The sequence below is a fragment of the Streptomyces sulfonofaciens genome, assembly GCF_014656295.1.
Classification (GTDB): Bacteria; Actinomycetota; Actinomycetes; order Streptomycetales; family Streptomycetaceae; genus Streptomyces; species Streptomyces sulfonofaciens.
Window position 1 is genome coordinate 179385 of record NZ_BNCD01000008.1, and the last position, 18507, is coordinate 197891.

15 protein-coding genes and 1 pseudogene are annotated in these 18507 nt (G+C 73.5%); 4 read left to right on the plus strand and 12 right to left on the minus strand.

Features of this window, described 5'->3' with window-relative positions; all coding sequences use genetic code 11:
- Positions 1-389: 389 nt before the first annotated feature.
- Positions 390-1088, plus strand: coding sequence for a nucleotidyltransferase family protein (locus IE313_RS15550; RefSeq protein WP_229924665.1), 699 nt, complete (start codon positions 390-392; stop codon positions 1086-1088).
- A gap of 347 nt (positions 1089-1435) precedes the next feature.
- Complete coding sequence (gene aceB / locus IE313_RS15555; RefSeq protein ID WP_189932429.1) at positions 1436-3064, plus strand: malate synthase A; 1629 nt, start codon at positions 1436-1438, stop codon at positions 3062-3064.
- A 341-nt stretch (positions 3065-3405) separates the two neighbouring features.
- On the opposite strand, the gene IE313_RS15560 is transcribed toward aceB, so the two are convergent.
- The 11 genes and pseudogenes from IE313_RS15560 to IE313_RS15610 all read right to left on the minus strand — a co-directional run.
- On the minus strand, positions 3406-4302 hold the full coding sequence (locus IE313_RS15560) for a HipA family kinase (RefSeq protein WP_189932431.1): 897 nt from the start codon (positions 4300-4302) through the stop codon (positions 3406-3408).
- 548 nt (positions 4303-4850) lie between these two features.
- Positions 4851-5759, minus strand: a complete 909-nt coding sequence (locus tag IE313_RS15565) for a polysaccharide deacetylase family protein (protein ID WP_229924666.1) — start codon at positions 5757-5759, stop codon at positions 4851-4853.
- Positions 5756-6472, minus strand: a complete 717-nt coding sequence (locus tag IE313_RS15570) for an isochorismatase family protein (RefSeq protein ID WP_189932433.1) — start codon at positions 6470-6472, stop codon at positions 5756-5758. The genes IE313_RS15565 and IE313_RS15570 overlap by 4 nt, the downstream gene beginning before the upstream one ends.
- Positions 6473-6490: 18 nt before the next feature.
- Positions 6491-7390 carry a cyclase family protein gene (locus IE313_RS15575; protein WP_189932435.1) on the minus strand — a complete coding sequence of 300 codons (900 nt, stop codon included), beginning with the start codon at positions 7388-7390 and terminating at the stop codon, positions 6491-6493.
- The gene (locus tag IE313_RS15580; protein ID WP_189932437.1) at positions 7387-8937 is read right to left on the minus strand and encodes a sugar ABC transporter ATP-binding protein; all 1551 of its coding nucleotides are present in this window, start codon (positions 8935-8937) and stop codon (positions 7387-7389) included. The genes IE313_RS15575 and IE313_RS15580 overlap by 4 nt, the downstream gene beginning before the upstream one ends.
- A complete protein-coding gene (locus IE313_RS15585; protein ID WP_189932439.1) occupies positions 8937-10106 on the minus strand; it encodes a sugar ABC transporter substrate-binding protein in 1170 nt (389 codons plus the stop codon). Before IE313_RS15585 ends, IE313_RS15580 begins: the two co-directional genes overlap by 1 nt.
- Before the next feature lie 105 nt (positions 10107-10211).
- A complete protein-coding gene (locus tag IE313_RS15590; RefSeq protein WP_189932441.1) occupies positions 10212-11231 on the minus strand; it encodes an ABC transporter permease in 1020 nt (339 codons plus the stop codon).
- Entirely contained in the window at positions 11228-12532 is a 1305-nt protein-coding gene (locus tag IE313_RS15595) for a CaiB/BaiF CoA transferase family protein (RefSeq protein WP_229924667.1), read from the minus strand. Before IE313_RS15595 ends, IE313_RS15590 begins: the two co-directional genes overlap by 4 nt.
- Positions 12525-13421, minus strand: a complete 897-nt coding sequence (locus IE313_RS15600) for an HpcH/HpaI aldolase/citrate lyase family protein (protein WP_189932444.1) — start codon at positions 13419-13421, stop codon at positions 12525-12527. The genes IE313_RS15595 and IE313_RS15600 overlap by 8 nt, the downstream gene beginning before the upstream one ends.
- Entirely contained in the window at positions 13418-14149 is a 732-nt protein-coding gene (locus IE313_RS15605; RefSeq protein ID WP_189932446.1) for an IclR family transcriptional regulator, read from the minus strand. Before IE313_RS15605 ends, IE313_RS15600 begins: the two co-directional genes overlap by 4 nt.
- Positions 14150-14621: 472 nt before the next feature.
- Positions 14622-14729, minus strand: a pseudogene (locus IE313_RS15610) (IS5/IS1182 family transposase); the annotation flags it as partial.
- A gap of 612 nt (positions 14730-15341) precedes the next feature.
- Between IE313_RS15610 and IE313_RS15615 the strand changes: the two are divergent.
- Positions 15342-16640: a VWA domain-containing protein gene (locus IE313_RS15615; protein ID WP_189932448.1), complete on the plus strand. Its 1299-nt coding sequence runs from the start codon at positions 15342-15344 to the stop codon at positions 16638-16640.
- Entirely contained in the window at positions 16640-17479 is an 840-nt protein-coding gene (locus IE313_RS15620; protein WP_189932449.1) for a hypothetical protein, read from the plus strand. The genes IE313_RS15615 and IE313_RS15620 overlap by 1 nt, the downstream gene beginning before the upstream one ends.
- A 232-nt stretch (positions 17480-17711) precedes the next feature.
- On the opposite strand, the gene IE313_RS15625 is transcribed toward IE313_RS15620, so the two are convergent.
- Complete coding sequence (locus IE313_RS15625) at positions 17712-18455, minus strand: winged helix-turn-helix transcriptional regulator (RefSeq protein ID WP_189932451.1); 744 nt, start codon at positions 18453-18455, stop codon at positions 17712-17714.
- Between the last annotated feature and the right edge of the window lie 52 nt (positions 18456-18507).

Sequence of the window (18507 nt, forward strand, 5' to 3'; positions counted from 1 at the left end):
CACACCCCAGGACGACCCCTATCGCGCATAGGCCAAAGCCTGGAGTCGCGGTCAGTAAACGCCACGCGCCGGGCTCGGCGCCACAGAATGGACGGAATTTGCCCGCTGTACGAGATGTCCGAACGTGATAACCAGCGCGTCTGTGATTCCGAACCGCAGGTACTCCGCGCCTCTTCCCGTACCGGGAAGGCGCCATTCCCCCGGAGCGCGCACACGGAGGCGCGTCCGGGGGCACGAGCGCGCACCGAAGGGCGCGAGCGCGCACCGGCAGACGCGGGCCCTGCCGGTGCGCGGGCGGGACCTGCCGGTGCGCGGGGCGGGTCGCGGGATGATGACCGCGGTATGCAGGCGGTAGGCCGATCCTCGGCCGGGCTCGGGAAGGCGGGCGGTTGACGGTGACGGATGGCGGACGGGGCGTGCGGGCCCGCCCGGCGGGCGAGGTGGTGGGGCTGCTGCTGGCAGCGGGTGGCGGTCGGCGGCTCGGCGGGCGCCCGAAGGCCCTGCTGCGGCACCGCGGCCGCCCGCTCGTGGAGCACGCCGTACGGGCGCTGCGGGCGGGCGGGTGCGAGCGGATCCATGTGGTGCTGGGCGCCGAGGCCGCCCGGGTGCGGGCGGAGGCCGAACTGTCCGGGTGCGCGCTCGTCGGCAACCCGGCCTGGGAGGAGGGCATGGGCTCGTCGCTGCGTACGGGCCTCGCATCGCTCACCGGACCCGCAGGACCCACCGGGTCCGCCGGACCGGCCGAAGGCACAAGGCACGTGGACGCACACGTCCCCGGTGCCGCAGTGGACGCCGTCCTGGTGATGCTCGTCGACCAGCCGGGCATCGGGGCCGAGGCGGTGGCGCGGGTCCGGGCCGCGTACCGCTCCCGCGACTCGCTCGCGTCGGCCGCCTACGACGGGCGGCGCGGGCACCCGGTTCTGTTCGGCGCGGAGCACTGGGCAGGGATCGCGGCCGGCGCCCGGGGCGATCAGGGGGCGCGCGCCTATCTCGCGGCGCACGCCGATGCGCTCACCCTCGTCGAGTGCGGGGACGTGGCGGAGCCGTACGACATCGACACGGCCGAGGACCTCGGGCGCCTGGAGTGACCGGCCCCGCGCGGGGAACAGGGCATCCACGGCTCCGTACGGAAGAGGGTGGCACCGTGCGCCGGGTTGTGTCGACGGAAAGAGTCTCGACATCAACAAACCATTGAAGTTCCACCATAAGAAAACTAGTATCCACTGATCAGAAGCACTCGATCGTCACGACGGCATACCCGGCCGCGCCCTCCGCTCTGGCACACAGTGCCCGCCATCCCGGCGACCGGTGGCCGGCGACCAGCAGCCGGCGACCAGTGACCGGTGGCCGGCGGAGCGCCCGGGGACCGGTGGCCGGGCGCACCGGCCGGGTCCGTGCGTGATGCCCCGAAGCTCGCTGAAGGAAGTGAGAGTTCATGTCCGCACCAGCGCCCTCCGTGCCGGTCATCGTCGACGCGGAGCCCCTGCCCCGGCAGGACGAGGTCCTCACCCGGGAGGCCCTGGCCTTCCTGGGCGAGTTGCACCGGCGCTTCACCCCCCGGCGCGACGAACTGCTCGCGCGCCGGGCCGAGCGCCGCGCGGAGATCGCCCGGACGTCGACGCTCGACTTCCTCCCCGAGACGGCCGCGGTGCGCGCCGACGACTCGTGGCGGGTCGCTCCGGCACCGGCCGCGCTGGACGACCGGCGGGTCGAGATCACCGGTCCCACCGACCGCAAGATGACCATCAACGCCCTCAACTCCGGAGCGAAGGTCTGGCTGGCCGACTTCGAGGACGCCTCCGCGCCCACCTGGGAGAACGTCATCCTGGGCCAGCTCAATCTGATCGACGCCTACGAGCGGCGCATCGACTTCACCGACGCGGCCAGCGGCAAGTCGTACGCCCTGAAGGACGCCGACCAGCTCGCCACGGTCGTGACCCGGCCGCGCGGCTGGCACCTGGACGAGCACCACCTCCAGGTCGACGGGCGCCCGGTGCCCGGTGCGCTGGTCGACTTCGGCCTCTACTTCTTCCACAACGCCCGGCGGCTGCTGGACCTCGGCAAGGGCCCCTACTTCTACCTGCCGAAGACGGAGTCGTACCTGGAGGCCCGGCTGTGGAACGACATCTTCGTCTTCGCCCAGGACCGGCTCGGCATCGAGCAGGGCACGGTCCGCGCAACCGTGCTGATCGAGACGATCACGGCGGCGTACGAGATGGAGGAGATCCTCTACGAGCTGCGGGACCACGCCTCCGGCCTGAACGCGGGCCGATGGGACTACCTGTTCTCGATCGTGAAGAACTTCCGCGACGGTGGCGCGCGGTTCGTCCTGCCGGACCGCAATGCGGTGACGATGACGGCCCCGTTCATGCGCGCCTACACCGAACTGCTGGTGCGCACCTGCCACAAGCGCGGCGCGCACGCCATCGGCGGCATGGCGGCCTTCATCCCCTCGCGGCGCGACCCCGAGGTGAACGAGGTGGCCTTCGAGAAGGTCCGCGCCGACAAGGACCGTGAGGCGGCCGACGGCTTCGACGGCTCCTGGGTGGCGCACCCGGACCTGGTGCCGATCGCGATGGCGTCCTTCGACGCGGTGCTGGGCGACGCGCCGAACCAGAAGCACCGGCTGCGCGAGGACGTCTCGGTTGCCGCGGGCGATCTGATCGCCGTCGACTCGCTGGACGCCCGCCCCACCTACGAGGGTCTGGTCAACGCCGTGCAGGTCGGCATCCGCTACATCGAGGCCTGGCTGCGCGGCAGCGGCGCGGTCGCCATCTTCAACCTCATGGAGGACGCGGCCACCGCGGAGATCTCCCGCTCCCAGATCTGGCAGTGGATCAACGCGGGCGTGGTCTTCGAGAACGGCGAGACGGCCACGCCCGAGCTGGCGCGGAAGGTGGCCGCGGAGGATCTCGCGGCGATCCGCGCGCAGACCGGTGAGGACGTCTTCGCGGCGGGCCGCTGGCAGGAGGCCCACGACCTGCTGCTGAAGGTGTCGCTGGACGAGGACTACGCGGAGTTCCTCACCCTGCCGGCGTACCGGCAGTTGGTGGCACGGGGCTGAGCGCCGGCCCCGGTCCCCCGCAAGGGCCTGGGCCGCACGACCGGGGCGGCGGGCCGCCCCCGCGGGCCCTGCGCCCCGGGGGACGGGCCGCCGCCCCGGTCTTCGTACCGTCGGTCGAGCCACGCACCGGTCGAGCCACCGCACCGGTCGAGCCGCCGGTGCCCGCCGGATGACACGATCCCCGCGGCGCCGGTGCCCGCGGGATCACACGATCCCCGCCTTTGCCTGGGGATCACACGGTCCCCGCCCGTATCTGCGGGATCACACGATCCGGTCACCGTCGCGCGCACGACGCCCCGCAGCGCGGCCGCGGGGAGTCCCGGCCGCAGGAAACCCCGCCCTCAGCGCACCGCGGGCTTTCCGCTCAGGTCCGGAACGTGCTTCAGCCAGGCCGGGCGGGCCGCTTCCGTGGCGGCGGCGCGGCGGGCGTCCTCGGCGGCGAGCTGGTCGCGGTGCGGGAAGTCGCGGGGCAGCCAGGCCGCGGAGTCGCGTGCGCGGGCGGCGAGGTAGGCGACGTAGCCCTCGCGTACGGCGTCGGGGCCCGTGAAGCCGGGTTCGCCGGCCAGCCACTCGTCCGGCACCAGGCCGACGACCTCGCGGAGCAGCGCCTCGGTGACGCGGGGCGAGAGCTCGGCGTCGGCGGCGACGGTGTCGGGACCGTAGCCGCCGAGGGCGTGGGTACGGAAGTCGTAGGCCTTCCCGACGGTGGCGGCCGCGGTGTCCCAGCGGTGGTGGAAGACGAGGGCGGCACCGTGGTCGATCAGCCAGAGCCTGGGTTCGCGGGTGCCGGAGCTGGGCCAGACCATCAGGTTGGGGCTGTGCACGGTGCGGTCGACGTTGGCGGTGAGGGCGTCGAGCCAGACGACGCGGCCGGCTTCCAGCGGGGTGACGGTGACCGTGTTCAGGTCGGTCGCGGTGAAGTCGACGGCACCGGGCAGGAGGTCCATGCCGAGGTTGGGTCCGGCGCTGGCGCGCAGGAGGTCCTGGACCTCCTGGTGCGGCTCGTCCGCGGCGACGGCGGGGTCGAACTCCATCCGCACCAGCTCGGGCACCCGCAGCCCGAGCCGCCGCCCCAGCTCTCCCACGATCACCTCGGCGACCAGCGCCTTGCGGCCCTGCGCGGACCCGGTGAACTTCACGACGTACGTCCCGAGATCATCGGCCTCCACGATCCCCGGCACCGACCCACCGGAGTGCAGGGGAACGATGTAGCGCGTGGCGGTAGCCTCTCTCAGCATCTTTCAAGGATCCACATCTGTTTTGCCTTGCGTACCACGGCACACTCCAACGCTGCGCAACCCAGGAAACTTCCCGATCAGCTCTGGGGAGAATCCGGGGGGCGGCTGGCATCCTCGTCCCCTGGCTCCCCGGGAGTCCGTCGACGGCGACGCGGCCCTTGCCGCCGGCCTCCGGCATGAAGTGAGCATAATAACCAAGCGCGACAGCCGGGGAGGAGTGTCCGAGCCCTGCTGCCAGGGCCACCGCGGACCCCCCAGCCTCCAGCACCGTCGAGGCGTAGGTGTGTCGCAGCAGGTGGAGGCCGGCCTCCATCACCGGCCCACCGGCCCACCGGCGCGCTCGCCACGTGGGCGGCGACTGGTTCGACGTGATCCCGCTGTCCGGCGCCAGGGGCACCCTGGTCGTCGGCAATGTGGTCGGGCACGGCATCGAGCCCGCGGGCGCCACCGGCGCCCGACGGTCCGGGGGCGGTCCCGGGGCGGTCCCTGGACCGCCCCGCGGCACCCCCCGACACGCCCGCCGGCGTGGCCCGCCCCCGGTTCGCCGCTCAGGACGGCGGCGGGTGCTGGGCCTTCCATGTCGCGGCGATGTCCTCGCGGCGGGCCACCCACACGTCGCCGCGGGCCGCGACATGGTCGAGGATCTCGCGGAGCGCCGAGGCCCGGGCGGCCTGGCCGGTGAAGCGGGCGTGCAGGCCGATCGTCATCATCTTGGGCCGGTGTCCGGCCTCCCGGGCGAGTTCGTCGATGCCGCGCACACACGTGTCGACGAAGCCCGCGGGCGTCAGGCCGTGGGCGGCGTAGCGGGAGTCGTTGTAGGTCAGGGTGTAGGGGACGACGAGGTGGGAGCGGCCGGCGACCCGCGTCCAGTAGGGCAGGTCGTCGTTGTAGGCGTTGGAGTCGTAGGCGAACCCACCCTCGGCGACAAGGAGTTCGCGGGTGTGCTCGCTGGGCATCCAGCGGTTGTACCAGCCGGCCGGGCGGCGTCCGCAGGTGCGGGTGATCGAGTCGACGGCGGCGGTGATCCGGGCTGCCTCCTCCTCCCGGTCCACGGTCCAGTCCTCGCTCCAGCGGTGGCCGTGGCCGCACACGTCGTGCCCGGCGCGGCGGATCCAGGCGCACACCTCCGGGTTGCGCTCCAGAGCGACGGCGGCGGCGAACAGAGTGAGGGGCATGGCGTACTCGTCCATCATCCGCAGGATCCGGAACACCCCGGCGCGGCTGCCGTACTCGTAGACCGATTCGGTGGCCAGGTCGCGCGCGGGCGCGGCGACCGGTCGGCCGATCTCGCCCAGCGACTCGTTGACCCCGTCGCCGGGCATGGTCCGCTCGGAGCCCTCCTCGTAATTGAGGGCGATGTTGAGGGCGAGGGCGGCGCCGCCGGGCCAGACCACCTCGGGCGGGACGGCTCCGTGGCCGATGAGGTCGCGGCCGTCCCCGCAGGCCGGGGCGGTCACGGGGCGGCCACCCGGCCGGCCAGTTCGGCCAGGACGTCGGCGGCCGGCCGTACGTCGCCGTACTGGCGGTCGAGGTCGAACAGGGCGGTGGTGTGGGAGCGTTCGAACCGGTCGAAGACGCAGTCCTCGACGATGGTGGTGCGGTAGTTGTACGACATGGCGTCCACGCAGGTGGCGCGTACGCAGTTCGACGTGGAACCGCCGGTGACGAGCAGCGAGTCGACGCCGCGGTCGACCAGTAGCGGCAGCAGCGGGGTGCCGAAGAAAGCGCTGGGCTTCTTCTTCACCATGACGATGTCGCGCGGGCCCGGTGCGGCGGCCGGCACGATCTGCGCGCCCACGGTGCCGGACAGGCACCAGCCGTCGATGGCGAGCAGGTCCCGCTTGCGCAGGTAGACGCCGCCGTCGGAGCCGTCGGGCGCCAGTTCGAAGCAGGTGTAGAAGATGGGGACGTCCAGTTCCCGGGCCGCGGGGAGGAACCGGGACAGCACCTCGACGGCCGCCTTCCCGGCTTCCCCGCAGGCCGACGGGTAAGGGCCGGCAGGGGCAGCGGGCGGCGGGCCGACCATGTAGTTCTGCACGTCGATCACGACGACGGCGGGCCGCTGCCCAATGCCGACGCGGCGGCCGAATCCGGCGCCGTCGATCCGGGCGCGTTCCTCGCCGTTCAGCCGCGCGCGCCAGTCGGGGGCGCCCCCCGTTCCGTGCTCCATGTTCCCTGCTCCGTTCACTCAGACCACCGCCACGGGATTGACCATGGATCCGGACGCGCCCTGCAGGCGCAGCGGCGCGACGACGCACAGGAACTCGTGCGCCCCGTCAGCGGCCAGTTCCTCGGTGCGGACGTTCTCCATCAGGTAGACGCCGTGGCGGGTGATCGTCTCCTGGTGCACGGGGAAGGACTCCTCGCCGGGGGTGAGCGGTACGCGTTCGACGGCCCAGTTGTCGGCGCCGATGACCGTGACGCGGCGTTCCAGCAGCCAGCGGGCGCCGGTGAGGTCCAGGCCGGGCTCGCTGCGGGCGTAGCGGTCGCCGTCGCCGTCCCAGTGCGCGCCCCAGCCAGTGTGCAGCAGAACGATGTCACCGACGCGAACCCGCACGCCGGCGGCCTCTTCCGCAGCAGCGAGGTCCTCGGCGGTCACCGGCTGCTGGTCGCCGAGCACGTCGGTGGCGTGCACGGCGGCCACGTCGAGCAGGATGCCGCGGGTGACCAGCGGCGGAACGTGTTCGATGCCGAGGTCGGTCAGGCCCTCGGCGCTGATGATGTCGGCCCAGGGCCGGCCGCCGTAGGCGTGGGAACCGATGCCGATGTGGCCGAGGCCGTCGAGATGGGTGCCGCTGTGCAGTGCGCCGCTGACGGCTTCCTCGACGAACGTCTGCCGGTTGGTACCGAAGCCGCGTTCGGGCGCGGTGCGGTCGGTGAGCAGCGTGTGCTTCCAGTAGCGCCACATCTGGTGCGGTGAGCTGGGCCGCAGCACCTGGCCGAGCGCGTACCGGCGGCCGTCGGCGACCAGGCGGGCGGCAGCGGTAACGGCCTCTGGACCGATCTCGTTCGCGGCGCCGATGCGGTCGTCGTCGCCGTAGGGGCGCGGTACGTCGGAGTGCGGGGCCCTGCGTGCGGGCTCGGTCATCCGTGGTCCTTTCGGGGTGCGGTGGTGGCGGCTCCCGGCGGGGCGGCGAGCAGGCAACTGCGGGTGAGAGCGTCCTCGGTGAGCCCGGCGCCGGACAGCTCTGCGCCGGGCCGGCCGTGGTGCAGTACCAGTACCCGGTCGCACAGGCTGGCCAGGTCCTCGTACTCCGAGGAGGCGATCAGCACGCCGGTGCCTGCGTCGGCGGCGGCCCGGATGATGCGGAAGATGTGGGCGCGGGAGGCGATGTCGACACCGTGCGTGGGCTCGTGCAGCAGCACCACGCGGGGGGAGTCCTGCAGCCACTTGGCGAGCAGGACCTTCTGCTGGTTGCCGCCGGACAGGGCGCCGAGCCGCTGGCCGGGGCGGGGCGGCCGTACGTCGTAGCGGGTGATGAGGCCGCGCACGGCGGAGCGTTCGCGGGCGTGGCGCAGGCGGCCGCCGGTGAAGAAGCGGTCGAGCACCGGCAGGGTCATGTTCTCCCCGACGGTGGCGCCGGGGGCGCCGCTGGCGCGGGCCCGGTCGGCGGGCAGCAGAGCGACGCCCGCCGCGCGCATCCGGCGGGGCCCGACCCGGTCGACCGGGGTCCCGTCGACGCTGACGCGCCCGGAGCGCAGGGGCAGCGCCCCGTACAGCAGGTAGGGCAGCTCGTCCTGGCCCATACCGACCAGGCCGGTGATGCCGACGACCTCGCCGCTGCGAATGCGGACGTCGACGCCCTGGACGAGCCGGCCGCTGACGTTCTCGGCCGCCAGGACGACATCGGTGCCGGGGGGTTCCCGATCCGGGTAGACGCGGCCGGCGTCGCGGCCCAGCATGAGGCGGACGAGTTCGTCCCGGTCGGTCTGCGCGGTCTCCACGGTGGCGACGTGGAGACCGTCGCGGAGCACCGAGACCCGGTCGGAGACGGCCATCACCTCGTCCAGCCGGTGCGAGACGAACAGGACGGCGGACCCGGCGGCCGTCACTTTCCGCACGGCGCGGAAGAGGAGCTGCGCGCCGCTGGGCGGCAGGCAGGCGGTGGGCTCGTCGAGGACGAGCACGCCGCCGCGCTCCGGCAGGGCCTGGACGGCGGTGGCGAAGCCGAGCAGGGCGCGTTCGGCCAGCGGCAGCCGGGAGGCGGGCTGGTCGGGGTCGGCGGTCAGGCCGACGGAGGCCAGCAGGGCGCGCACCCTCTCCCGTTCGCGGCGCCATCGGATGCGGCCGAGGGCCCGGTGCTCGTAGCGGCCGACGCGGATGTTCTCGGTGACGGTCAGGGCGGGGGCCACGGGGGCGTCCTGGTGGAGGAAGGCCATGCCGAGGCGGGCGGACTCGCGGGGCAGCAGGGGCAGCCTGACCGGCTCGCCGTGCACGGCGATGCTGCCTTCGTCCGGCTCGTGGTAGCCGGCCAGGGTCTTGATCAGCGTGGACTTGCCGGAGCCGTTCTGGCCGATGAGGGCGTGCACCTCCCCCGCCCGCAGCTCCATGTGCAGGTCGCGCAGCGCCCAGACGGCGCCGAACCTCTTGCCCAGGCCGCTGAGGGCGACGACGGCGGCCGGTGGCGTGCTCATCAGGACAGGCCCCAGACCTTCTTGTAGGAGTCACGGAAGGAGGACCCGAACAGCGCGCCGGTGTCCTGGGTGTCGACGCCCTTGAGGTTGCCGGCGCCGAACAGGCGCAGGGGGATGTTCGGCGGCACGGGCCGCTGGCCGGCCAGGGCGCGGCCGAGCATGTCGACGCCTGCCCAGCCGGACCAGGTGTCGGGCTCGCCGACGTCGGCGACCTGGACGTCGCCCTTGGCGACGAGATCGAGGTTGGCGCTCACCGCGTCCGAGCCGACGACCTTGACCTTGTCGGCCAGGCCGGCGCTCTTGATGGCGGGGACCACGTAGATGCCCTGGGCATCGTAGGTGGGCAGCACCCAGGCGATCGCCGGGTCGCGGCGCAGCAGGGTCTGCGTGGTGCGCTGCAGGTCGGTGCCGATGGTGGCGACCTGAGTATCCTGCACGGTCAGCTTGCAGTCGGGGCACAGCTTCGTGAACTCGTCGCGCATGCCCTGGACGCGGGTGACCTCGCCGGGGAACTCGTTGTCGCTGAAGATCAGCACGTGGGCGTCGCGGGTGCCGTGGGCGATGACGTAGTCGGCCTGGAGGCGGCCGGAGTCGTAGAAGGAGATGCTGGCGTGGGCGAAGGTGCCCGGCACCAGGGGGTCGCGGCTCTGGTCGGCGGTGAGGGTGTCGACCACGGGGATGCCGGCCTTCTTGGCCGCGGCGATGGCCGGCTTCATCTGTGCGGGTGAGGCGCCGACGGTGATGATGCCGTCGACCTTCTGCACGACGGCCTGGTTGATCACGCGTGACCATTCCGTGACGCTGCCCTTGCCGTCGACGACGGTGGCCTTCCATCCGATCTCGCCGGCGGCCTCCCGGGCGCCCTTGGCGATGTTCGCGACGAAGGGCACGGCGAGGGTGGAGGCGAGCACGGTGATCCGCTTGCCGGCCAGCTTCCCCATGTCCACCGGGGGGTTGGCGGTGAACACGGGCGTGGCCATGGCCTTGTCGACGGCGGCCACGGCGGTGGCGCGGCCGGGTGCGGTCTTGGCGGCGGGGGCGGCGGCGTCCTTGGCGCCGCCCGTGCCGGCGGTGGTGGATCCGCAGGCGGCGAGGGCCGCGCCGGTGACTGTGGCGGTGACGCCGAGGACGGCCCGGCGGCACAGGGCAGAGGTGGGCAGGGATCGCATGTCGTGCCTTTCAGTCGTGCTGGTGTGCTGGTCCTTCGCGGTGGGCCGCCGGGTCGGCGGCGGCGGTGTCGAGCCGTGGTGCGGGGTCGAGGGCGGGGAGCGGGGTCAGACCCGGTCGGCGCGGGAGACGAGCCGGGCGAAGGTGACGGCGAGGACGAGGGCGGCGCCGTTGAAGACCTGCTCGACCCAGGAGGCGGCGCCCAGCAGTTGCAGTCCGGTGACGCCGACGACGAGCAGCGCGAGTGCGACGACGGTCCCCCAGGCGTTGAAGCGCCCGGGCTTGATGACGGTCGTGCCGAGGAACGCGCCGGCGTAGGCGGGCAGCAGGTAGGAGCCGCTGGCGGAGGGGTCGGCCGAGCCCAGCAGGCCGACGGCGAGGATCCCGCAACCGGAGGCGATCACCGAGGCTGCGACGAACGCACCCCACCGCAGCGGCTTGACGGCGACGCCGGCCAGCCGGGCGACCTCGGGGCCGAGGCCGATGAAGGTGAGGTAGCGGCCGAGCGGGGTGTACTCGTACAGGTACCACAGCAGGACGGTCAGGGCCAGGGCGATCCACACCGGGACGGCGAGGCCGGCGACGGTGGTGGTCATGGCGGTGCCCAGGGCGGACGGGATGCCGCTGAGGATCTGACCGCCGGAGACCAGCAGGGTCAGGCCGGTCAGGACGGTGCCGGTGCCCAGGGTGATGATGAACGCGTTCACCCCCACATGGACCACGAACAGCCCGTTGACCAGTCCGACGACGGCACCGATCAGGAGCACCACAGCGATGGTGGCGGGCAGCGGCCAGTGCGCGGTGCCGCTGAGGTAGCCGGTGAGGATGCCGCCGAAGCCAAGTCCCGAGGCGACCGACAGATCGAACTCGCCCACGGCCAGCGGGAGGGTCAGCGCCAGTGCGAGGATCAGCAGGACCGCCTGGGAGTTGGCGATCGTGGTGAAGTTGCCGACTGTGAAGAAGGTGGAGGGCCGCAGCAGGGAGAAGGCGGCTGTCATCGCCACCAGGACGATGACCACCGTATAGCGGTACAGGAGTTCGCTGCCGCGGCTCTGGGTCCGCCGGACGCGTTCCACCGGGGGCGCGTCGTCGTGCACCGGTGGTGAGGAGCCTGCTGTGACACTCATCTGGGGCCTCCTGGGGCTGGCGGGCCGGACGGCGCGGCCGGGTCGTGCGGGGTCGGGTCGTGTCTGGGAGGGGCGGCGAGCCAGCGGTCGAGGGCGGCGCGGTCTGCGTCGATCTCGGTGCGGCCGGTGTGCCGGATGGTGCCGGGCGTGCGGCTGAAGTGCGGCAGCGTGTTCTGCATGACGACCTCGCCGAGGTCGGGGTCGGGGACGGAGACGATGGAGGCCCTGGCCAGGAAGTGCGGGTCGGCGACGATCTGGGCGGTGTCGTAGACCGGGGCGATCGGCGCCTGATTGGCGGAGAAACGTTCCAGCACGTGGGCCTGGTCGTGCTGGGCGATCCATTCGGCGACGATGGCGTCGATCGCGTCGGAGTTCTCGCGGCGGGCGAGCGGGCTGGCGAAGCGAGGGTCATCGGCCAGATCGGGGCGGTCGATGGCGGCGAAGATCCGGTTGGCGATCTGCTGGGTGCCGGCCGACAACGTCACGTAGCGGTCGTCCGCGGTGCGGTAGGCGTTGCGGGGGGCGGTGCGCGGTGATCGGTTGCCCGTGCGCTTCTGCACCCTGCCGGTCTGGGTGTACTCCACGACCTGCGGGCCGAGCAGCGAGAACAGGGGCTCGTACAGGCTGAGGTCGATCACCTGGCCGGTACCGCCGCGCGCGTCGCGCCAGTACAGGGCCATCAGCGCCGCGGCGGCGCCGACCGCGGATGCGACGCCGTCGGCCAGGCCGAACGGCGGCAGGGTGGGCGGGCCGTCGGCGGCGCCGGTCATGTGGGCGAAGCCGGCGAACGCCTCGGCGAGGGTGCCGAAGCCGGGCTCCTGGCTGCGCGGACCGGTCTGCCCGTAGCCGGTGACCCGCACCATGATCAGTCCGGGGTTGTCCGCGCTCAGCCGGTCGTAGCCCAGGCCCCAGGACTCCAGCCGGCCCGGCCGGAAGTTCTCGATGACGATGTCGGCACGGGCCGCGAGCCGGCGCACCACATCGCGGTCGCCGGCGTCGTGCAGGTCGAGGCGGACGAGCTCCTTGTTGCGGGAGATCACCTTCCACCACAGCGGCACGCCGCCGCGCGAGAGCCCCCAGCGGCGGGCGTCGTCGCCGCGCGGATGTTCGACCTTGAGGACTTCTGCGCCGTGGTCGCCGAGGTTGGTGGCGATCCACGGCCCTGCGTAGAGACTGGAGAGGTCCAGCACCCGCACGCCCTCCAGGGCCGCGGGGCCCGTCGCGGGCGGCGTGGGCGGCACGTCGGGGAAGCGGGGCGGCCCGCCGGGGGCCCCGGGTGCGGCGGGGCGCGAGTCAGTCACGGCCCACCGCCGGGGCGAGGGCGCGGGCGGTCTCCAGCAGGGCGCGGGCGCGGTGGGCGACCGGGTAGTCGACGAACTGCCCGCCGATGACGACGTTGCCGACCCCGAGCCGCTCGCTCGCGTCGAACTCCTCAACGATCCTGCGGGCCCGGCCGATCTGCTCGTCGGTGGGCGTGAAGACCGCGTCGATCACCGGTATCTGGTCGGGGTGGACCGCATGCTTGCCGAACATGCCCAGGTCGCGGGCCTGTTCGGCCTCCCGGCGCAGTCCTTCGGCGTCGCGGAACATCGGGTAGGTGCCGTCGTGCGGGGCGGCGATACCGGCGGCGCGGGAGACCAGCACCAGGCGTTCCTTGGCGTGCAGCACGAGCGCGCTGACCCCGTTGCGGGCCGGCCAGTCCAGGCCGACGTCGAGCGAGAAGTCACCGGCGCCCAGGACCAGGCACTCCACCCGGGACCCGGCGCGGGCGATGTCCGCGGCTGCCTCGAGACCGGTGACCGACTCGATGATCGGCATGATCCGGACGGTGCCGACCGGCAGCCCGGCCTGCTGCTCCAGCCCGGTGAGGTACCAGTCCACGGCCTCGACGTCCCTGGCCGACTCGGCCTTGGGCAGCAGCACGCCGGCCAGGTGCGGGCTGAACACGGCTCGCAGATCGGCCTGGCAGGCGCCGGGCCGGTCGGCGTTGATCCGCACCCACAGCGGGACGCTGGTGAGCGGCGCGGCCAGCACGGCCGCGACGGCGGCGCGGGCGGCCTCCTTGCGCTGCTCGGCGACCGCGTCCTCCAGGTCGATGATCAAGGCCGGGGCGGTCAGGTCGGGGATCTTCGCGAGTTTGCGCCCGTCCCCGCCGGGGACGAAGAGCATCGAGGTCATCAGGGGGCTCACAAGGTTGCTCCTAGCCGTGACGAAAGGGCGGTCGCGGCGTCGAGCACCGCGCCCTCCATGGCGGTCGCCGCCGACCGTGTCCAGCGGTCGGCGGGGCCGGCGACGGTGATCGAGGCGATCACGCCGTGCGGGTTGAAGACGGGGGTCGAGACCGCTCGGATGCCGGTGGTGCGGTCGTTCTCGGTCTGCAGCACGCGGGCGGCCCGCGCCTCGGCGAGCACCCTCTCCATCGCGTCGCGCTGCGGACCGGCCAGGCCGGCCGCGTCGTAGACGGCGTCGCGGGCGGTCTGCTCCAGGTGGGCGAGGATGACCTTCCCGGATGGTCCGACGTGCAGGGGTATCGAGTCGCCGAGCGGCACCACCCGGCGGACCGGGTGATGGCTCTCGGCGCCGTCGACACACACCCGGTGGGTGCCGGCAAGCAGGTGGAGGCTGCTGGTCTCGCCGCTGCGGTCGCGCAGGGCGGCCAGGTGCGGCCCGGCCAGCGACCGGATGCTGCTGCGGGCGTTGACCGCGGCGGCCAGGCCGTACATGGCCGCGCCCACCTCGTAGCGCCGGGTGGCGGCGTCGCGCGACAGCAGTCCGCGCTCGACCAGGGAGGCCAGCAGCCGCTGGGCGGTGCTCTTGTCGACGCCGGTCTGCCCGGCGACCTCGGTCAGGGAGACGGGCCCGCTCGCGCCGACGACGGCGACGAGCAGGGCCAGAGCACGGTCGACTACTTGGGCCACGTCTGTCCTCTCACTAGATGAGAACGCATCCCACTGAGTGGGTGCGAAGAGAGTGAGGGTCGAGAGGCCGCGAGTCAAGGGCTGGAAAACGTCTGGTTACAGGCGAAACATCAATGTCACACGATTAGTCCAATTTGCACAGTGTCCTACCTGGTCAGTTCGAGGCAGCGCTCGTAGCCGCAGAGGGCTGCGGCGAGCTAGCGAAGAGGGGCAGGTGCGTGGGTGACGTTCGCACCGAGGAGACGGGCGGAGTCAGCCGGTCAGCCAGGAGGATGGGGCGTCCGCGCGGTGAGGCGCACACTGTGAGGCGAGTCCTTGTCCGCGCGGCCTCCCGCCGCACCGGACATGGCGGTTCCCCGGTCACCCGGCTTTCCCAGTCACTACTGCGCGGGTGGTCTGGCCGGCCGTTCCGATCGGACGCGGTCGTGGCAGATGTCGCAGGTCACGAGGGTTCCAGGGCGTCGGTTGAGCATGATCCCAACGTGCCGCGAGCGGTCGGATTCGGTCCCGTCAGCGGTCCCGCTTTCGCGGCCCGCATGCCGACGGAGTCGATCGCGCGCCGCGACCAGTCGATTTCTCCGCCCCGCTCCGCCCGCGCGCCGCTCCGCGCTCCGCCCGCGCCCGGCTCGCACCCCGGTCCGGACCGGCTCCGAACCGGCTCCGGACCGGCGCGGGCGGGCCGTGCGGCCACCTGCACGGCCCGCCCCGCCGGGTCATACCCGGGCCACCCCGACGTCCACGAAGAGTTCGGAGCCGGTGACGTAGCTGCTGTCGGCCGAGGCGGGGGGAGCGCCGCGGGGCGACCTTCCCGGGCTGTCCGACACGGCCGAGGGGCAGCGTGGCCGCGATCCGCTCCAGGTGCGCGTGGACGCGGATGCCGCGGTCCCTCGGATCGAGCGCCATGGACCGCGCCTGCGGCCTGACCGCCGTCCTGGCGGCGCCGTAGGCACCGAGCCCCTCCCATGGCCAGGGCGCTGACGGCGGAGGAGACCGGCACGACCGACGCGCCGTCGCCGTGCCGCGGACACCGGTCCTCGTCACCTTCGAGCCGACGGCGGACGGCTGCGGTCCAAGCCGTGCGCTCGACCGGTTGGCGGTCCGGAGCCTTGCGCACGCGGTGGACGCCCACGGCGGCCGACGCCCGCCCGGGCCCGGTTTGAGCCCGGCGGCCCGCGATCAATAGGATCCGCCGATGATCACAAGAAAACGGTCGGCGGCCGCGCTCTGCGCCCTGCTCGCCGCCCTGGCCCTTGGGCTGCCCGCGGCGGGGCCGGCCTTGGCGGCGGCCCCCGCGGCCGACGACACCCCGGCACGGTCGGAGCAGGACGCGCCCAAGGTCGATCTGGTCCTGGACGTCAGCGGTTCGATGCGGGCCCGCGACATCGACGGCGGCTCCCGGATGGCCGCGGCGAAGCAGGCGTTCAACGAGGTGCTGGACGCCACCCCCAAGGAGGTCCAGCTCGGTATCCGCACGCTCGGGGCCAACTACCCGGGCGACGACCGCAAGGTCGGCTGCAAGGACACCGCCCAGTTGTACCCGGTCGGCCCGCTGGACCGTACCGACGCCAAGGCGGCCGTCGCCACCCTCGCGCCCACCGGCTGGACCCCGATCGGCCCGGCGCTGCTGAAGGCGGCCGGGGACCTCGAAGGCGGCAACGGCTCCCGCCGTATCGTGCTGATCAGCGACGGCGAGGACACCTGCGCGCCGCTCGACCCCTGCGAGGTGGCCCGCGACATCGCGGCCAGGGGCATCCACCTGACCATCGACACACTGGGCCTCGTCCCGGACGCCAAGACCCGTGACCAGTTGCTGTGCATAGCCGAGGCCACCGGCGGCACCTACACCTCCGTCCGGCACACGGACCAGCTCACCGACCGGGTGGGCCAGTTGGTGGACAGGACGGCCGATCCCGTGGTGACCCCGGTGGGCGTCAAGGGCGCCGACCGGTGCGCCGACGCGCCGGAGCTGAAGCCGGGTCTGTACGACGACCGGGAGGTGTTCGGCGAGCACCGCTGGTATCGGGTGGACGTCGCGCCCGGCGAGGAGCTGCGGGCGTCGGTGAGCGTGGCGGCCGACCGGGCCGTGAACCGGGACTACGGGGTGCTGCTGCGAGCGGTCACGGAGCACGGCAGGGAGATCGTGCGCGGCTCCGAGGCCGGCGACGGGCGCACGGACGTGATCTCGACCGGGCTGCGGTATCCGAGCCCGGAGCGCGACGACGACTCCGGCACCGCCCCGGACGTGGAGCGGGTGTGCCTGGAGGTCAGCAACTCCTACTCGGCCGCCCCTTCGGTGAAGACGACACCGGGTCTGCCGGTCGAGTTGACCGTCGACGTGGTGGACGGCCCCTCCAACGCCTCGGACGTGGCCGCGTTCGGCCTGGGCCGCGGCTGGTGGCTGCTCGGCGCCCTGGTGGTCACCGGGTTCGTCGCCGGTGTGGTCTGGGGATGGCTGTCGCGGTGGCGGGTCGCGGTCTGGAGGAGCAACTGATGCGTACTCATCGTGGCAACGGCGGAGCACGCCGGGCGGTGGCCGCTGCGCTGCTGGGGCTCGGCGCTGCGCTCGGCCCCGTGGCGGTGCCCGCGCTCGCGGACACCTCACCGTCGCCGGCGGAGTCCGGCAGCTCCTCACAGGACGCGGCGCCCACCGAGGCGGGCACCTCGTTCCGTACCGCGGCGGCGATCCGGCAGGACCAGCAGGCCACCGCGAGCGCGTCCACCGGTGACTACCTGTACTGGTCGTTCCCCGCGGACTCGGGGCAGCGGCCCACGGTCCGCGCGACCGTGCGGCTGCCGCCCGCGTCGGCCCGGCATGCCGACACCACGTGGCAGATCGACGTCTACGACGGACTGCGGCGCAGGCAGGCGTGCATGTACGGGGCGCAGACCAGGACGGCGGCGCCGGGCACCGGCTCCCTCGAACTCGCCTGCACGTTGCGGCCCGTGCGGGCCTGGTCCGAGCCGTGGGCCGACGATCCGCTGCCCGGCACGTACTACGTCCGGCTGACGGCGGTCGGTCTGGGCGCCGCGGACGTCGGCCAGCCGGTGCAGGTGTCGGTGGAGGCACTCTCCCACGACGTGGGCGGTGCACACGCCGTGGGCGGCGGCCTTTCCGAGCCGCTGGTCCCCGGCGTCTCCGTGAGCACCGACGACTCCGGCACGGCCGCCCTCTCCAAGGGCGAGCCGGACGGCGGCTGGTCCTCCGGCTGGTGGACCGACCGCTGGCTGTGGACCGCGGCGGGCGGCATCCTGGCGTCCCTCGCGGGCATCGCCGGCTACGCCCTGACCCGCGGCCGGGGCCGCCCGTACTCGGTGCCGCCGCGCGTCTGAGCGCCGGCCGACGGGCCCGCCGCCACCCTCTTCGCGAGGCGGCGGCGGGCCCGTCGCCTGCCGTCCCGGGTCCGCGGGGCGCCGGCCCGGGTCCTCGGTCCACGCGACGGGCCCTGCCGCCGCCCCGGCCGCCACCAGGCCCCGACCGCCACCAGCCCCGGCGGCCACGCCGCCAAGCCGCCAAGCCGCCGCGGAGAAGCGCAGGCGCCGGGGAGTGCGCGCCCGAAGGCGGTCAGCGGGAGCCCGCGGGCTCGTTCCCGGAACAGAGGGCTTCCGCGAACGCGCCCTCGCCCTCCACCCTCGCGCGCCCCTCGCGCACCGCGTCCCCCACCGCCAGCTCTCCCGCCGCCACCGCGGCGCAGGTCCCGGCGTCCAGCCACAACCGGACATCGGGCCCGTCGGGCGCGGCCCCGTCCCCGTAGACCCGGCCGGAGACGGCCGGTTCCCCGATGTACAGGTGGAACACGCCCTCGTCCAGGTGAACTTCGGCCACCCCCGTGCCCCCCGACTCCGCCAGTCTGCGGCGCAGCGGAAGCGCGAACCAGTGCGCACGCACCGCGTCCGTCGGGCGCCGCTCGGCCAGGTCCGCCGCGCCCCACGCGTAGAGGGCTTCGAGGACGGGAAGCAGGCCGCGGCCGCGGCCGGTCAGCTCGTAGACCGCCGCGGAGGCGGGCGGCGGCAGCCGGCGGCGCGTCGCGATCCCCTCGCGCTCCAGGTCCTTGAGCCGGGAGGCGAGCACGTCCGTGCTGACGCCGGGCAGATCCGCGTGCAGGTCCGTGTAGCGCCGCGGGCCCGCGAGGAGTTCGCGGACGATCAGCAGGCTCCAGCGGTCCCCGACGGCATCGAGGGCACGGGCCGCGCCGCAGTAGTGGGCGTAGCTGCGGCGGTTCAGGGGGCCCGGCTGCCCGGTACGCGCCGGCGCGGCTGCCCGGTCCGGCTGAGGTGACTGACGTGGCATGCGTCGCAGTCTAGACATGTTGTTGGACTTTCCAAGCCCGCACTTGGTAAAACCAAGTTGGACGCGGGGC

Bases quoted from the DNA above. Each gene is read 5' to 3' on its own strand.
- IE313_RS15615 (WP_189932448.1), top strand. From the start codon at position 15,342: ATGATCACAAGAAAACGGTCGGCGGCCGCGCTCTGCGCCCTGCTCGCC.
- IE313_RS15590 (WP_189932441.1), bottom strand. From the start codon at position 11,231: ATGAGTGTCACAGCAGGCTCCTCACCACCGGTGCACGACGACGCGCCC.
- IE313_RS15620 (WP_189932449.1), top strand. From the start codon at position 16,640: ATGCGTACTCATCGTGGCAACGGCGGAGCACGCCGGGCGGTGGCCGCT.
- IE313_RS15625 (WP_189932451.1), bottom strand. From the start codon at position 18,455: ATGTCTAGACTGCGACGCATGCCACGTCAGTCACCTCAGCCGGACCGG.
- IE313_RS15570 (WP_189932433.1), bottom strand. From the start codon at position 6,472: ATGGAGCACGGAACGGGGGGCGCCCCCGACTGGCGCGCGCGGCTGAAC.
- IE313_RS15560 (WP_189932431.1), bottom strand. From the start codon at position 4,302: ATGCTGAGAGAGGCTACCGCCACGCGCTACATCGTTCCCCTGCACTCC.
- IE313_RS15575 (WP_189932435.1), bottom strand. From the start codon at position 7,390: ATGACCGAGCCCGCACGCAGGGCCCCGCACTCCGACGTACCGCGCCCC.
- IE313_RS15585 (WP_189932439.1), bottom strand. From the start codon at position 10,106: ATGCGATCCCTGCCCACCTCTGCCCTGTGCCGCCGGGCCGTCCTCGGC.
- IE313_RS15580 (WP_189932437.1), bottom strand. From the start codon at position 8,937: ATGAGCACGCCACCGGCCGCCGTCGTCGCCCTCAGCGGCCTGGGCAAG.
- aceB (WP_189932429.1), top strand. From the start codon at position 1,436: ATGTCCGCACCAGCGCCCTCCGTGCCGGTCATCGTCGACGCGGAGCCC.